Annotated in this window: 15 protein-coding genes and 1 riboswitch; of the genes, 8 read left to right on the forward strand and 7 right to left on the reverse strand. The window is 26.4% G+C overall.

Annotated elements, in window-relative coordinates:
• Positions 1-40 precede the first annotated feature (40 nt).
• Positions 41-157, forward strand: a riboswitch (molybdenum cofactor riboswitch).
• A gap of 172 nt (positions 158-329) precedes the next feature.
• From VLM92_RS07975 to VLM92_RS07985, 3 genes are all read left to right on the forward strand, one after another.
• The gene (locus VLM92_RS07975; protein ID WP_325275808.1) at positions 330-2,159 is read left to right on the forward strand and encodes an aldehyde ferredoxin oxidoreductase family protein; all 1,830 of its coding nucleotides are present in this window, start codon (positions 330-332) and stop codon (positions 2,157-2,159) included.
• Positions 2,160-2,289: 130 nt separating this feature from the next.
• Entirely contained in the window at positions 2,290-2,514 is a 225-nt protein-coding gene (locus tag VLM92_RS07980) for a MoaD/ThiS family protein (RefSeq protein WP_325275809.1), read from the forward strand.
• A gap of 2 nt (positions 2,515-2,516) precedes the next feature.
• Positions 2,517-3,194 (forward strand): HesA/MoeB/ThiF family protein, encoded by a 678-nt coding sequence (locus VLM92_RS07985; RefSeq protein ID WP_325275810.1) that lies wholly within the window; start codon positions 2,517-2,519, stop codon positions 3,192-3,194.
• A gap of 98 nt (positions 3,195-3,292) precedes the next feature.
• Here the strand turns inward: VLM92_RS07985 and VLM92_RS07990 are convergent, their stop codons facing one another.
• Positions 3,293-4,315, reverse strand: a complete 1,023-nt coding sequence (locus tag VLM92_RS07990) for a hypothetical protein (RefSeq protein ID WP_325275811.1) — start codon at positions 4,313-4,315, stop codon at positions 3,293-3,295.
• Between the two features lie 185 nt (positions 4,316-4,500).
• On the opposite strand from VLM92_RS07990, the gene VLM92_RS07995 reads away from it, so the two are divergent.
• Entirely contained in the window at positions 4,501-5,430 is a 930-nt protein-coding gene (locus VLM92_RS07995; protein WP_325275812.1) for a hypothetical protein, read from the forward strand.
• A gap of 147 nt (positions 5,431-5,577) precedes the next feature.
• The gene (locus VLM92_RS08000) at positions 5,578-7,188 is read left to right on the forward strand and encodes a hypothetical protein (protein ID WP_325275813.1); all 1,611 of its coding nucleotides are present in this window, start codon (positions 5,578-5,580) and stop codon (positions 7,186-7,188) included.
• Positions 7,189-7,277: 89 nt separating this feature from the next.
• Here VLM92_RS08000 and VLM92_RS08005 read toward each other — a convergent pair whose 3' ends face one another.
• Positions 7,278-7,715 (reverse strand): MarR family winged helix-turn-helix transcriptional regulator, encoded by a 438-nt coding sequence (locus tag VLM92_RS08005; protein ID WP_325275814.1) that lies wholly within the window; start codon positions 7,713-7,715, stop codon positions 7,278-7,280.
• Positions 7,716-8,079: 364 nt separating this feature from the next.
• Here VLM92_RS08005 and VLM92_RS08010 point away from each other — a divergent pair, with 364 nt between their 5' ends.
• Both VLM92_RS08010 and VLM92_RS08015 read left to right on the forward strand, forming a co-directional pair.
• Positions 8,080-8,244: a hypothetical protein gene (locus VLM92_RS08010; RefSeq protein ID WP_325275815.1), complete on the forward strand. Its 165-nt coding sequence runs from the start codon at positions 8,080-8,082 to the stop codon at positions 8,242-8,244.
• A gap of 298 nt (positions 8,245-8,542) precedes the next feature.
• A complete protein-coding gene (locus VLM92_RS08015; RefSeq protein ID WP_325275816.1) occupies positions 8,543-9,559 on the forward strand; it encodes an aldehyde ferredoxin oxidoreductase N-terminal domain-containing protein in 1,017 nt (338 codons plus the stop codon).
• Between the two features lie 120 nt (positions 9,560-9,679).
• Here the strand turns inward: VLM92_RS08015 and VLM92_RS08020 are convergent, their stop codons facing one another.
• The 5 genes from VLM92_RS08020 to VLM92_RS08040 form a co-directional block, all read right to left on the reverse strand.
• Positions 9,680-10,225: a hypothetical protein gene (locus VLM92_RS08020; RefSeq protein ID WP_325275817.1), complete on the reverse strand. Its 546-nt coding sequence runs from the start codon at positions 10,223-10,225 to the stop codon at positions 9,680-9,682.
• Positions 10,226-10,821: 596 nt separating this feature from the next.
• The gene (gene hydG / locus VLM92_RS08025) at positions 10,822-12,198 is read right to left on the reverse strand and encodes a [FeFe] hydrogenase H-cluster radical SAM maturase HydG (RefSeq protein ID WP_325275818.1); all 1,377 of its coding nucleotides are present in this window, start codon (positions 12,196-12,198) and stop codon (positions 10,822-10,824) included.
• A complete protein-coding gene (gene hydE, locus VLM92_RS08030) occupies positions 12,189-13,262 on the reverse strand; it encodes a [FeFe] hydrogenase H-cluster radical SAM maturase HydE (RefSeq protein WP_325275822.1) in 1,074 nt (357 codons plus the stop codon). Before hydE ends, hydG begins: the two co-directional genes overlap by 10 nt.
• Before the next feature lie 5 nt (positions 13,263-13,267).
• Positions 13,268-14,470, reverse strand: coding sequence for a [FeFe] hydrogenase H-cluster maturation GTPase HydF (hydF, locus tag VLM92_RS08035; protein ID WP_325275819.1), 1,203 nt, complete (start codon positions 14,468-14,470; stop codon positions 13,268-13,270).
• Between the two features lie 11 nt (positions 14,471-14,481).
• Complete coding sequence (locus tag VLM92_RS08040) at positions 14,482-14,733, reverse strand: TM1266 family iron-only hydrogenase system putative regulator (protein WP_325275820.1); 252 nt, start codon at positions 14,731-14,733, stop codon at positions 14,482-14,484.
• Positions 14,734-15,379: 646 nt separating this feature from the next.
• Here VLM92_RS08040 and VLM92_RS08045 point away from each other — a divergent pair.
• Positions 15,380-15,541, forward strand: coding sequence for a hypothetical protein (locus tag VLM92_RS08045; protein WP_325275821.1), 162 nt, complete (start codon positions 15,380-15,382; stop codon positions 15,539-15,541).
• The last annotated feature ends 156 nt before the right edge of the window (positions 15,542-15,697 follow it).

The following is a 15,697-nucleotide window of genomic DNA, read 5'->3' on the forward strand; positions in this document are numbered from 1 at the left end:
TAACATAAAAAAAGTACTATTCTTTAGGTAAGAAAATAAAATATATTAAGTTCTCCGATTCTATGTACCTAAGGTTAAGCTATGGTTATTAGAACGGTAGGGTATAAATAGAAATGTTTATGCCTCCATGTTGGAAAGGAGAAAGTTATCAATTGGTAGCCTTTCCTAGAACTCATGAAACTTCAAGTCTATTATAAAAGTGATTAGGAAATGTATTTCTTTTGTAATGGGCTTTTTTATATACTAACTATATTCTAGAAGAGGTACTAATTTAAAATAATTAATCCTTAATATCATTAAAAAATAATATAATTAGGGGGAATTGCAATATGTATGGATATAATGGAAAAGTACTTAGAGTAAATTTAAGCAATAAAACTATTGAAGTAGAACCTTTAAATCTAGAAGTAGCTCAAAAATTTATAGGATCAAGAGGACTAGGTGTAAAAACATTTATAGATGAAGTAGATCCAATGGTAGATCCACTAAGCATTGATAATAAATTTATAATAGCAACAGGGCCACTAACAGCAGCACCAATGCCTACAAGTGGTAGATATATGGTTGTTACAAAATCTCCACTAACAGGAACAATAGCTATATCAAATTCAGGTGGTCAATGGGGAACTAAATTAAAAAATGCTGGATATGATATGATGATAATAGAAGGAAAATCAGATAATCCAGTTTATTTGTATATAGAAGATGATAAAGTTGAAATAAAAGATGCAAATGAATATTGGGGAATGTTATCTCTTGAGGTAACTAATAAACTAAGTGAAGTTCATAATAAAGCTAAGGTCCTTTGTATAGGACCAGCAGGAGAAAAATTATCACCAATATCTGCTATTATGAATGATGTTGATAGAGCAGCAGGAAGAGGTGGAGTTGGAGCAGTACTAGGTTCTAAAAATGTAAAAGCAATAGTAGTAAATGGAAGTGGTAAAGTAAATGTAGCAAGTCCGGAATTAGCTAAAGAAGTCAATACTCAAAAAGTTAATATATTAAGGAATAATCCAGTTGCAGGTAGGGGTTTACCTACTTATGGAACAGCAGTACTTGTAAATATAATAAATGAAAATGGAGTACATCCAGTTAGAAACTTCCAAGAATCTTATACAGATAAAGCGGATTTAATAAGTGGAGAAGCTTTAACTGAAAATTCACTAGTAAGAAAACATGCTTGTTATAGATGTCCAATAGCTTGTGGTAGAGTTGTCAAATTAAAGAGTGGAAAAGAAGTAGGAGGACCAGAGTATGAAACACTATGGTCATTTGGTTCAGATTGTGATGTATATGATTTAGATTCAATAAATGAAGCTAATATGATTTGTAATGAATACGGACTTGATACAATTTCAGCAGGAGCTACAATTGCGACAGCTATGGAATTATATCAAAGAGGATATATTAAAGACGAAGAAATTAAAGCCGATGGGCTATCTCTAAATTGGGGAGATGCTCATGCTATGGTTGAGTGGACAAAAAAAATGGGTAAAAGAGAAGGCTTTGGAACTTACTTAGCAGAAGGTTCATATAGATTATGTGAAAGATATAATGCAACAGAATATGCTATGACAGTTAAAAAACAAGAATTACCAGCATATGACCCAAGAGGAATACAAGGTCATGGTATAACTTACGCAGTAAATAATAGAGGTGGATGTCACATAAAAGGATATATGATAAATCCTGAAATATTAGGAGTCCCAGAAAAATTAGATAAATTAGCATTAGAAGGAAAACCTGCTTATGCTAAAGTATTCCATGACTTAACAGCAGTAATAGATTCACTTGGGTTATGTATATTTACTACATTTGGTCTTGGACTTAATGATTATGTAGATATGTACAATGCTGTTTGTGGAGAAATATATACACCGGAAACACTACTTCAAGCAGGAGATAGAATATGGACATTAGAAAAAATATTTAATTTAAGAGCTGGAATAGATAGCTCTCAAGATACTCTTCCAAAAAGATTATTAGAAGAGCCTATTGTAAATGGTCCAACTAAAGGTCATGTTCATAGATTAGATGAATTGCTTCCTGAGTATTATGAAGTTAGAGGTTGGGATGAAAAAGGAATACCTTGTGATGAAACTCTAAGAGAATTAGGACTTGAAGAGTATATAGGATCAATACGTTCTACTTGCTAGAAATTAAGAGTTTAAAAATAATGTCTTAATATAAAAAACAGTCCTCTAATATAAAACAATTTGATAAAATTTATATTAGAGGACTTATTTTAAAATTGACTATATAAAAATATCACAAAGGGAGTGGAGTATGAAAATAGAAGTAAGATTATTTGCTACATTTAGAGAAGGAAGAGAAAAAAAGCAAATACTTGAGTTAGATGTCAATACAACTATATTAGATATACTAAAAATACTAGATATACAACCAGAAGAAGTTGCAATATTACTTCTTAATGGAATGGATGGAAGTTTTGACAGGAAGCTTAAAGATGAAGATATATTATCAATATTCCCACCTGTTGGGGGTGGTTGATTATGAAAAATAGATATAAAAGAAATATTGGAACATTGACTATAGAAGAAAATGAAAAATTAAAAGATTTTAAAGTATGCGTAATAGGGTGCGGAGGCCTTGGTGGATATATAATAGAAATGTTATCAAGAATTGGAATAGGGTATATTACAGTGGTTGATGGAGATATTTTCGACGAAAGTAACTTAAATAGACAACTATTTTCTGATGAAAATAATTTAGGTTTAAGTAAAGTTCAAATAGCTAAAAAAAGAACAGAAACTGTAAATCACAATATATATATAAATCCTGTAAATAAGTTTTTAAACAATAAAAATAGTAAAGAGATACTTAAAAATCATGACATAGCAATTGATGCTCTAGATAATATAAAAGTAAGATTTGTACTTCAAGATACATGTAAAGAATTAAATATACCTTTAATTCATGGAGCTATAAGTGGATGGTATGGACAGGTTACAACTATTTTTCCAGGAGATGATACATTAAACTATATTTATAAAAATAAGGAAACTGAGATAGAAAACAAACTTGGAAATCCATCATTTACTCCAGCTAATATAGCATCTATACAAGTATGTGAAGCTATAAAGGTACTTCTAAATAAAGGTGAAGTACTAAGTAAAAAGCTTCTTTTAATTGATTTATTATATAATGAAAATACTACAATAGAAATTTAAACCATAACAAAGTAATAAATTGCAACAAAATGAACTCTATGATTAGAGTTCGTTTTGTTTAGCATTGGATTTTAATTATTTGTACATTTATAATAATATTAATATTTTGGCAATACCTTATATATATCAAAGCAGTCTTTAAATCCAAATACTGTAGACAGAGTATATATTTTATGATTATCATAATTAGACCTAAATTCATATCTTAAGAAAGGTGAGTCTGTCATAGATTTATATAAAGTAGGGATACTCCAATTTTCACCTAAATCATTAGATTTACAAGTATATAAATCATGGTACTCTACCCATTGAGCATAAATAGTAGAGTTACATTCAATTAAATGAGGAAACAAGCACATAACACTACTTCTTATAAATGTTGATTTATAAATATTAAATTTATCATTTTTTAAATAACCTTTTATATATCGACAATAGTATTGATCGTTATTATTCTCAGAAAAAACTATATGGTAAGAATCGTCAATGTGTCTTATAACAGATAAATAGATTTTAGATTTTTTAGAATTTGTTATTTGCAAAGGGGTTGACCATTCAAAAGAGTTTAAATTAAAAGTAGACATAAATAATTCCTCAACTTTATTTATAAGCTTAAAATAAAATATACTAGGAGTATTATTGTGCCAAATAACTATGAAATTACTCATTATATTGTACTTTATAAAATCAATTTGTTTTTTTACATATACATCATTTTTTTTATATATATGAATTAAATTTGAAGAATAAAAATTTCTTTTGTTTGATGAATAATATATAAGATGATTGCCTTCAGATGTATTTTTTATGTAAGGGAATTTAATAAAAAAGTCTTTATAATCATATTTTATAATTGTAGTTTTATCAATTACATCATCTTTTATATTAACGTTAAGAAGTTTACCTTTTTTATCATTTATTACACCATATATACTATCATCATTATTCATATCTAGCCAAATGTCTACAAAAGAATAATTTCCATCCATTATTTTATGAGAAGATAATTTATTAAAATTGCTATCTATACTATCATATACAATGTTTTTATCTAAGTTAAATAAACTTAAATGATTATTTGATTTTTGAATTAATATTTTTGTGTTGTTTATAAACGGCATAAGATCCCCCCCTAAAAATACTTATACTAATATTTATATTTAAAATATCTTATTTTATACGTATATCAAGTGAAAGTATGAAAATGTATGGCTAAAACAGTAACATGTATACTTTTATTTCATATATTTTATTAAGAAGAGAATATAGTCTTTTCTAAAATATTATGCAGGAGAGGATATTTCATATGAGTGAAGAAATCAGAGATAATGAAACAAGATCACCAGATAACTGTGGATGCCCACACCCACCGCACGATTGCTGTGGATGTAAACCAGAAAAACCAGCACCAGTACCAAATCAATGTAATAAAGAGTGTTGTGATCCAAAAGAAGTAGAATGTGGAGATATAAATAATGCAACGTGTATACCTATATTAAGTCATAGAATATATGATTGTATATGTCTTGAAAATGAACAAATGAGATATTTAAAAGACGTATTATTTACTATAAAAACAAATAAAGGTTATGAAGTTGGAGATGAAATATGTATTGAAAAAATACTAGTAAAGTATGATTGTATAGGTTTAACATCAAATCCATTACCAGTTGTAATAGATAATTTACCACCTGTAAATTTTACGCCTTCGTCAGAATCACCAATTTGTGACTGTATTCAGTATCACCCTATATATAGTATATATAAAGGGCATGTAGTAACAGATCTTAAGTGTTGTGATGAAGGAAGAAAAACAAAAATAGTTGAGCCAAATTTAGAATTCTGGATATGTGGTCTGAAAATTAAAGTAGTAGGTAAAATAGGATGTAAACCATTTATAGCAGAAACTACTGAATATAATGGAAAACTATTTGATTTCCCTAGCGCTGGAAACGGATTTAAAAATGTAGATTTCTTTGGAAGAATATGCTTACCGGTTGGTAGACATAGAGTAAAATTTGAAGAAATATTTGAAGGATGTATATCAGCAGATTGTATAACACCAACACAAACATATGATGATCATACATTTACAGCAGATATATTAGCTACACTTTTAATAAATAAAACAATTTATGCTACAGTAAAAGAAGAGTTAGTAGTTTATACAACTCCTAATGGTATTGTTTGTAACAAATGGAATATATCATCAAGCTGTGAGTCTACTTGCGAATAAGTAAATTTAATAGTTAGTAATGAATAAAGGCCTATTACTTAAATAGGTCTTTATTAATTGCTAAAAAGTAATAAAAGACTATTTTTATACATACATATAAATGATAGTATTTATTAAGAAAAAATGGTTGTAAAGGAGGGAATACAAGTGCAAAGTAATTACAATACTAAATCAATAGCAGAAGTATTTATGATAATAAAAGAAGTAGTATATAGCATGCCATATGAAGATAATTTTTCTGTATATGTAGAAGTTACAACTACAGATGGTTTAAAAAATAAAATTAAAATAACAAATGATAAAAAAGATCCAATTAAAATAAATAGCAATATTATAATGTACAATAAAACGGCAATATCTTTACATGATATAGTCAAGATAAAAATATTAACTAATAGCATAAAGGATAATAAATTTAAAGATATATTGATTAAAGAATTAAAAAATATAAATACATATAATTATCAAAATGTATACAATTCAAATTTCAGCTATCCAAGAAGGAGTAATTATAGATTAAACAATAAAGACATTCAAAGTTATATAGAAAACAACTATAAAGAAATAAAAACAATAAATTATGATGGAATTAAATGCAATGATAATAATAATACAAAAATAATTATGAATGTAGATGTTGAAGATATTTTAAATAATAAAACATCCTTAGATATAAAGAAAAAAAATGTTTTGGATAATGTTGATATAAATTTAGAGCAATGCAATGTAATAAGTTCCATTGAAAAAAGCACAGTAAATGTTATAGAAGGGTTTGATATTGAAGAAAAATTAGTATTAACAAATAACTCAAAAGAAGTTGAGGTATCAAAACCAATAAAAACAAAAGAAGTTGAGGTAATAACTAATTTACATACAAAAGAGTATAATGTATTAATAGATCACGCACCTACAACCGCAATAAAAGAAATAACAGAAAATAAGTCAGAAGCAGTTACAGGTATAACAACAAGTTACTTAGGTGGAGTTATAGGAAATATAGATAAAGAAAAACAAATAATTAAACCTAAAACTGTTGATATATTAGAACTAGAGCCAATAAATAAATATGTTGACAAAAATGAAGTGAATGGAAGGCCGCTTCAACTGGATCCAACGGGTGAACGTTACATAGGTGTTGTATTAGATGATGGAACATTTGAACCTCTAAAAATGCAATTAAAAACAGTAACAGTACTACAAGATGAAACTATAAACTTAATAGGTAACATTAGTAAAGATTCTCAAATTAAACAAGTTGTAGAAAGCATAGATGGGTCAAAAAATGATTTCTTAAAATCCTTAAATATTGAATATACACACAATGTAGCTGAATATAAAGAAGAAAACTTAAAACCAATAAAAGATATTATAAACACTTCATCAGATATAGTAAATAGTATAACTAATAAAAATGATACTGTACATGTTGTGACAAAAGATGAAACAGAATTAATGAGTAATATACAAAAAATAAACTATAATTCAATATCAAAATTAGATGATATAAAAACAGTACCAGTTATTAAGTCAGCAAACCTTGTAAATACTCAAAATAGCGTTATAGAAGATGTTAAATTAAATAAAGAATATACAACTGTAGTTAAAAATATAGAAACAACTGATGAAAAAGTACCAACTATAAATAAAGAAAATATCAGTGGTAATATAGAAACAGTTGGTGGCGGAATTATGGTAGTAAATAATGACAATCTAGATATAACTATTTATTGCACATCTAAGATAAGTTCTGTAAATTAACAAAAATTAAAATAACTGTATATAAATTTATATACAGTTATTTATTGTAAAAAATTAAAGATAAACTTACTTAAAATAATAAAAATAAGTTAAGTTGCATCTTTAAAATTTGTACTAAGTTTTCTTAAAAGTCTAAGGAATTCTTTTTTTTCATCTTCTGTAAAATTACTATAAGCAGTTTCTTTTACTTGAGATGAAATATAATTAAATTTATCTTCTATATCCATTGCCTTTTGAGTTAAGTTTATATAAGTGACACGCTTATCACAACTACACTTTTCTTTCTCTACATAACCTAAATCTATAAGTCTGTTAACTAAAGCTGTTACGGTAGACTTGTCTTTACCAATTTTGCTTGCTATTTCCTTCATAGTAAGCTTTTTATTACTTTCATAAAGTGCTGTAAGTACATTACCATGAGTAGGAATCAAATCATTTAAGTTATTTTGTTTAAGTTTATTTTCTATAAATTTTATCATATTAGCTTTCGTTCTACTAACGAAATATATAATGTATTTATCATTCATTAAAAAATCTCCAATCTAATTAGAAATTAAATCATATAGTAAGTAAAAAATTAAATCATTATATATAATAACACATTTATCATAAAATAGGTAAATCTTATACTAAGTATATTATATCAAAAAAAGTTTTACATAAAACTATTTTTAAAATATAATTAGTTTGATGTAAAACTAAATTAAAAGACTAATAGCTAAATAAGTTTTTATTGGAGGAAATATATTATCAACTGCAATAAAAACCACTAATTACTGTGGAGCAGTAACTGCTTGTGGTAATGCGGCAGGAATATCGTTTAATAGTTCTGTATTCCCATTTATACTAAAAGGAATAACTTTATATGGTATAGATTCAGTTGAATGTCCTATGGAATTAAGATTGAAATTATGGGATTTATTAGCTAATGAATGGAAACCTGAAAACTTATACGATATGGTTAATATAGTATCTTTAGAAGAATTAAATAAGAAAATAGATTTAATAACAACAGGAAAACATGCTGGAAGAACTGTTGTTGACTTGTCAATATAGATAATAAATAAAAAAAGAATTGGTGATTATTTCATCAATTTTTTTTGTTTATATCGAATTTATATATTTAACTTCAATGTAAATTAAGAAATAAATTAATATTATCTTATTATTATTAATACTTAAATAAATACAGTGATAAGAATTAATAATAATAAGATATATAAAATAGGCATAATAAAAATATTATACATGGAACAAACGATTTCTTTATTATAATATAATCAAATATATTACAAAAAAATACAAAATATTCGTATATTTGATGGTATAATATAAAATAAAGGGGGGAAAGCTGATGAAAAAAATATTGCATATAAATTTAAATAATAAGAAAGTAAAGACAGTGCATCAGTATGACGAATGTAAAATTAATTTAAACGGTGACAATTTGGTATTTGAAGCGCCACCTCTAGCTGGATATGGAGTTGTAGGATTAAATAGGTTAAGTGTATATAACAAAACCTCATTATCACAAAGTGGAAGTCATTTTGCACATTTTATGAAATGTAATGGATATGATTATTTAATATTTGAAGACAAAAGCGATTATCCAGTATATGTATACATAGATAAAGAAAATATAAGTATAAAAGAAGCAACTCATATATATAATGAAGACTATGAATCTATACATACATCACTTAAAAAAGAATTAGAAAATGATAAAATAGAAATAGCTACAGTGGGTATGGCAGGAATTAATAACGTTGATTTTGCAAAAATTATATTTAGGAATAATAAATCTTGTGGAAAAGATGGACTTGGAAAGTTAATGGCTACTAAAAATTTAAAAGCTATTGTATTAAAAAATCAAGAAAATTTAATGCCACATGATAATGATAAATTTAAAAAGTATAATCAATTAATTGCACAAAGGATAATTAATAATAATAAAATAGATTGGTATGATGAAAATAATAGTTGTTATGGATGTTGTCTAAATTGTAAAAACACAGCAATAGATAAAATACAAAGCTATGGATTTAATTTAGAAGAAGCTAAAAACATAAATAAATGGTCTGATTTTTATGGAATGGATAGTGTAACATTAGCACAAGGTATAGATACATATAAAAAAACGTTTGATACAGAGATTATAGACTTAAATTATTTTATACAAAATATAATAAATAATTATGATTATTATAGACCTTTATTCATAAAAGAAAATACAAAAATAAAAAAGAAAAAAAATAGTGATAGTGGCGAAAAGTTAGGATTCTGTAAAATATTACTACAAAAAAATATATTAAGTGAAAAAGAAAAAAAAATTCTAGTAAAATGTATACTAGGTTTAAATATTGCAATTTAAGCAAATTAGTAGAAAATATATGCAGTGGAATTTAGTAATCGGCGTTAAAAAACAAAGCTAGATTCAATTTAAATCTAGCTCTATTTTTTTATTTATAAAATCTATATTCACTATTATTAATTATTTAATGTATTCAGTACCATTTATAACTAATGAATAAGGTTTCTTATTTTTTAACACTACATCAAAGGATGCATTTCCACTTTTTTCTAAAGAAATATCACCTTGAGCATAAATTAAACTTCCATTTTTATGCATTGTTTTAGTGGCTATTGTATATTTAGAGTTTAAGTGCAAAGCCTCTTTTATTTTACTTTCTATTATTTTAGAGTAAGATGAAAACTCTGTTTCAGACACTAAACTATTTGAAGCACTAAGTTCAGATTTTATAGGTTTTCCATTTGGACCATATTTGTCTTTTAATATACGATTATCAATAAAAGAAAGTAAAGAAAAAAACATGACTAAGCCTAAGACTATTAAAAGAGGTTTATTATTTTTCACAAGTTTAATACCTTTTTCTTTCTTTTTCTTATATTTAGGATATGGAATAACTTTAAAAGAGTTATTAGAGTAGGTATTATTAATTTTATATTTTGACTTTAGAGCTTTTTTATCTTCATCCCTTTGTTTAAAAGCAATCGTTTTACTAATTGTAGTTTTCACTGATTTTCCTCCTTTAACTTATACAACTTCCTTCTATAATATAATAGTAGTACTATTGCTCAGAATATTCAATAAAAGGAAAAAGTAATAATTTTACAAATATAAATGAATTTCCTTAATTTATAACAAAGTTATATATATATGTTTTGATAATCTTAATATAAAATATGTTTGTTTAAAAAATTATGTTCTAAATAAGTACAATTTGAAGAGTATTCTTTAAGTAAAAGAGCAAAGATAGCAAGTACTTTGAAGAGTGTAGATTAAATGTATTATAATAATATTAAGTACGACAAATAAAATAGGGGGTATAGTATGCAAATAAAACCATTTATTGGTGTTTCATATGAGCTTTTTTCAATTATTTAATACTGCCATATTAATACTTTTTTAGCATTAATTTTTAATATTATACGATTTTTAATTTCTAAAATTAAAGGTAACAAAAATCAGGAAAATAGAATAAAAGAACTAGAAAATAGAGTGAAGGAATTAGAAGGTAAAGATAGCTTATTAGAGTAGCTATCTTTTTGATGAAAATTGTAAAACTGTAGGTAAATTTGTTTTTACACAAACCTACCTACAGTTTCTTAATTTTATAAATATAAATCTCTTTCTCCGTTTTGTAGAGAAACTAAATTATTATTCACTATTTGTTTTATATCATCTCTTTTAATTTTTTCTATTTCTTTTTTTATAAGCTCATCTCCCATAGCTTGAAGTTCTTCATCACCATAGTCAATTAAAAATTCTTTTAAAGTAGTAAGAGCATTTGGAGTACAAACATTATGTATTTCACCACTTTTAGCTAAGCTCATAAATCTATCGCCAGTTCTTCCCATTCTGTAGCAAGCTGTACAATAACTAGGAAGATATTCATCACTAATAAGCTCTTTTAAAACTTGAATAGGAGTTCTATGGTCTTCTAGCGTAAATTGGTCAACATTTTTTCCTTCTTCTTCTTCCTTATACCCACCAACACCAGTTATAGAGCCAGCACTAACTTGTGATACGCCATATTTTAAAAGTTCATTTCTCATTTCTGCAGATTCACGAGTAGACATTATTATACCTGTAAGAGGAACCGCTAAACGAGTTATAGCAACTATTTTTTTAAACATATCATCATCAACTAAATGAGGGAAATTCTCTAAGCTCATTCCTTCAGCTTTTTTTAGTCTAGGGAAAGAAATAGTGTGGAATCCTACACCAAATTTTTCTTCAAGATGAGCATTATGCATCATAAGCCCTAATACTTCAAATTTAGGATCAGAAAGTCCAAATAAAACACCAGCACCAACGTCATCAACACCAGCTTCCATAGCTCTATCAAAAGCAGTTAAATGGTAGTAGTAATCATTTTTTATAGATTTTCCATGCATTTTAATAAATGTTGGTTTGTGATAAGTTTCTTGGAATAGTATATAAGTACCAATACCTTTTTCTTTTAATTTTCTATAATTTTCAACTGTAGTAGCTGCAATATTAACATTAACTCTTCTTATATTTCCATTTTCATTATAAGTAGAGTATATAGTATCAAGAGATTCTAATATATATTCAATAGGACAGTTTTTTGGATCTTCTCCAGCTTCAAGTGCCAGTCTTTTATGGCCCATTTTTTCAAGTATTTTAACTTCTTGCCTAATTTCATCTTGAGTTAATTTTCTTCTCTTAAATTTATTACATCTTTGATAGCCACAGTAAACACAATCATTTACACAATAATTAGATATATATAAAGGTGCAAATAAAACAACTCTGTTACCATATATATCATTTTTAATCTTACCAGCTATTTTAAACAGTCTATCTAACTGATCTTTATCATTAACTTCAAGTAGTGTTGCAATATCTTCATAATTTAGTTTTTCTCTTTTTTGAGCTTTATCTAATACATTATTTATATCTTCTTTAGTTGCATTTTGAGCCTTTTTTAATAATTCAGTTATAAGTTCATGGTTTATAAACATTTAACACGCCTCCAATTTATATTATCACCACGAGAATAGTCAATACTTAATCCAAGGTTATTAATAGTATCTTCTAAACTCTTATGGTATTCATAAGCTTCACATCCTGTAGAAAGCTTATTATCATACAAAGAATATTTGTTTCTAAGTTCATAAGGAGAAAGATTAGGCATAATTACATTACACCCTGCTAATAGCCCCATATTTCTTCCTTTAGGATCAATTGATGCAAGTGCAGTAGTAGCTGGTAGTAGTGAAGCAGGCAATAACAATCTAGTAATAGAAAGTATTAAAAGAGTTTTATTTAAATCACCAGGTTTATAATCTTTAAATATAGTATCATGATGTGGAATAAAAGGTCCGATTCCAACCATATGAGGATTTAATTCTTTTAAATATAATAGATCATTTACAATGTCCTCATCAGTTTGAAAAGGCGAATCTACCATAAAACCTGCACCAATTTGAAATCCAATTTCTTTTAAATTTTCTAAGCACTCTTTTCTATTAGAGAGTTTTAAATTAGATGGATGAAGTTTACTATAATGAGACTCGCTAGAAGTTTCATGTCTAAGTAAATATCTATCAGCACCACTTAAAAAATATTTTTTATATGTATCATAACTTTTTTCACCAAGAGATAAAGTTATAGCACAATCAGGGTATTTATTTTTAATGCAAGAAATTATATCGCACATTTTATCATCGTCAAAATATAAATCTTCTCCACTTTGTAGTACAAATGTTTTGTATCCTATTTTATACCCTATTTCACAACAATCTAATATATCTTTTTTATCAAGTCTATATCTATCAACATTTTTGTTACTACATCTTATACCACAGTAATAGCAATCACTTTTACAATAGTTACTTACTTCTACAAGACCTCTTAAAAAAACTTTATTACCATAATATTTATCACGAGTATGACTAGCTAATTTATAAAGATTTTGTCTAAGTTCAAGACCCTGTTTATCAATATTTTTTATTAAATAAAGTAGTTCATCAAAGCAAAGAGAATTGGTAGTTGAAAGTTTGTTTATTAAATATTCAATATCCATCATAACTAAAATACCTCCAAGGTTCTATCTAAGATACCTGTAACATAAGCCATCAATACGCCATAATTTACAATAGGTACATCAAGTTCTTTACAACTTTGGATTCTGCTAAGCATAGCAGACCTATTCATCATACATGCCCCACAATGAACTACAAGTGCATATTGAGTCAAATCATGACTAAAAGAAATCCCAGAAGTAAAGTCAAAAGTGATATCTTTTTTAGTTCTCTTTCTTATCATGTTTGGAATTTTAAAAGTACCAATATCATCATCTTGTCTATGATGAGTACAACCTTCTGCTATAAGAACTTTATCACCATCTTTTAAATTATCTATAGCACGAGCACCACGAATAAGTTCATCTAAATCGCCTTTAGCTCTAGCAAATAATATAGAGAATGATGTAAGTGGTATATCGCAAGGTGTATCCTTGTTAACGTTTTCAAAAACTTGAGAATCCGTTATAACCATTTTAGGTTTTGTAGAAAGATTAGATAAAGTATATGCTAGAGTATCTTCTTTTGTGACAATAGTCATAGCACCACTATCTAATATATCTCTTATAACTTGTTGTTGAGGAAGAATAAGTCTTCCTTTTGGAGCAGCCTTATCTATTGGAATGACTAATACAATAAAATCATCAGGCTCTATTAAATCACTTACTAATTGAAATTCATTTATTCCCTTAGGCATAGCGTTAATTATTTCTTTTTTTAAACTTTCAATTCCAGTTTTATTCATAGCAGACACAGATACTATAGGAGAATCTATATATTTTTCTGCTTTTGCTAGTACTTGAGATTTATCTTTAAGTTTATCAATTTTATTAAAAACTACGATGTGAGGTATATTTTTAGATTTAAAATTTTCTATTAAGGACAAATCTTCTTTAGATATTCCTATATTACTATCTACAACTAAAAGAGCAATATCAGTTTTAGATAATACATCTAAGCTTTTATTTATTCTAAGTTCACCAAGGTGACCAGTATCATCAAGTCCAGCGGTATCAATTAAAACACAAGGACCAATAGGTAAAATTTCCATAGGCCTAAATACTGGGTCAGTAGTAGTTCCAGCTACATCTGAAACAATTGCAGCCTCTTGATTTGTTATAGCATTTATTACACTAGACTTACCAGCGTTTCTTTTTCCAAATAATCCAATATGTATCCTAACACCTTGAGGAGTAGAGTTAAGACTCATATTTTCACCCCCTAAATTTCTTTTTTAGATATACTAGTTTTAACTAGAACATGTTCTATATTACCAAGCTTACCTGTCATACTATTTATGACATCCATTTCGGCAAGTACTACAATACATATAATAGACACACCTTCATCATCACAAGGAATACCCATCCTACCTTTTATAATTCCTTTGAAGCTAGATACAACTTCGTTGAATTTATGTTGACATTTATCTGGTTCTTCTAAAATTGCGCTTATAACAGCTACTTTTTTCATAAATCCTCCTTAAAGTTAAAAATAGCAAAATAGTTATTATCAAAGCCACATGTCTGGTTTTTAGGCATTTAGTGACATGATCAAAGTGGTTCGCCCACACGTGGCTCAAAGTGAATTTTTTTTATAAATTAAAAAAACTTTTCCATTAAAGAGAAACTTTAAAGGAAAAGTTAATATTTGTACAACAAAAAAGTTGCAGTATTATAAACGTTTTCCTTGCAGATTAGATAAACTCTTTTCTGGTAGGGCTAGTTTGTAAAATTTTAAGAATACAACAATAAACTAAAGAAAAACAATTACTTGTAAATCAAAAGAAAATTGAAGTTACTTATATAGTAGTACAAAAGTATCATTAAATCTACTAATAAATTTATTTTTGTACAAAATTATCAAAAAAAAATTTTATAAATTATTGAAACTAAATAAAATAATAATAAATAAATACAAAAAAATACAAAAAAATATTTATATAAACAAAAAACATAAAAAATAAATTTTACTATTGAAGCGAACGATTGTTTGAAGTATAATAAAATACAGGAACGATTGTTTGGAAAATTATATTAAAAAAAATAATAAATGAGTAATAATTCTAATAAGTGGAAAATATAATAAAGTATAAACGATTTAAAAGGAGTGGTAACTAATGATGATTACAACAAGAAAAATACAAGAAATAACTTTAGCTAATTTAAAAAATGGGGAAGTAACTTTAAGAGAGCTAGATGAGATATATAGAAAAATGGGATTTGTATTTGTTGGAAATCAAGGGAAATTCACTAGAATAAAAAAGGAGATAAAACATTAATAAATGTATAAAAATAATAAAAAACTTTTAGAAAAAACCTAGCTTGGTAAAGTAGTTGTATACTAAGCTAGGTTTTTTTATATATTTTACAGGAGGCAATAAATATGAAAATAGTAACGTATAATATTCATAAAGGAATGGATACTAATGATAAAT

The organism is Romboutsia sp. (genome assembly GCF_035470145.1).
In the GTDB taxonomy this organism is placed as follows: Bacteria; Bacillota; Clostridia; order Peptostreptococcales; family Peptostreptococcaceae; genus Romboutsia_D.

Coding starts and splice junctions, on each gene's coding strand:
- VLM92_RS08015 (WP_325275816.1), top strand. CDS start 8,543: ATGAAAAAAATATTGCATATAAATTTAAATAATAAGAAAGTAAAGACA.
- VLM92_RS08045 (WP_325275821.1), top strand. CDS start 15,380: ATGATGATTACAACAAGAAAAATACAAGAAATAACTTTAGCTAATTTA.
- VLM92_RS07990 (WP_325275811.1), bottom strand. CDS start 4,315: ATGCCGTTTATAAACAACACAAAAATATTAATTCAAAAATCAAATAAT.
- VLM92_RS07975 (WP_325275808.1), top strand. CDS start 330: ATGTATGGATATAATGGAAAAGTACTTAGAGTAAATTTAAGCAATAAA.
- hydF (WP_325275819.1), bottom strand. CDS start 14,470: ATGAGTCTTAACTCTACTCCTCAAGGTGTTAGGATACATATTGGATTA.
- VLM92_RS07980 (WP_325275809.1), top strand. CDS start 2,290: ATGAAAATAGAAGTAAGATTATTTGCTACATTTAGAGAAGGAAGAGAA.
- VLM92_RS08010 (WP_325275815.1), top strand. CDS start 8,080: ATGGAATTAAGATTGAAATTATGGGATTTATTAGCTAATGAATGGAAA.
- hydE (WP_325275822.1), bottom strand. CDS start 13,262: ATGGATATTGAATATTTAATAAACAAACTTTCAACTACCAATTCTCTT.
- VLM92_RS07985 (WP_325275810.1), top strand. CDS start 2,517: ATGAAAAATAGATATAAAAGAAATATTGGAACATTGACTATAGAAGAA.
- hydG (WP_325275818.1), bottom strand. CDS start 12,198: ATGTTTATAAACCATGAACTTATAACTGAATTATTAAAAAAGGCTCAA.
- VLM92_RS08005 (WP_325275814.1), bottom strand. CDS start 7,715: ATGAATGATAAATACATTATATATTTCGTTAGTAGAACGAAAGCTAAT.
- VLM92_RS07995 (WP_325275812.1), top strand. CDS start 4,501: ATGAGTGAAGAAATCAGAGATAATGAAACAAGATCACCAGATAACTGT.
- VLM92_RS08040 (WP_325275820.1), bottom strand. CDS start 14,733: ATGAAAAAAGTAGCTGTTATAAGCGCAATTTTAGAAGAACCAGATAAA.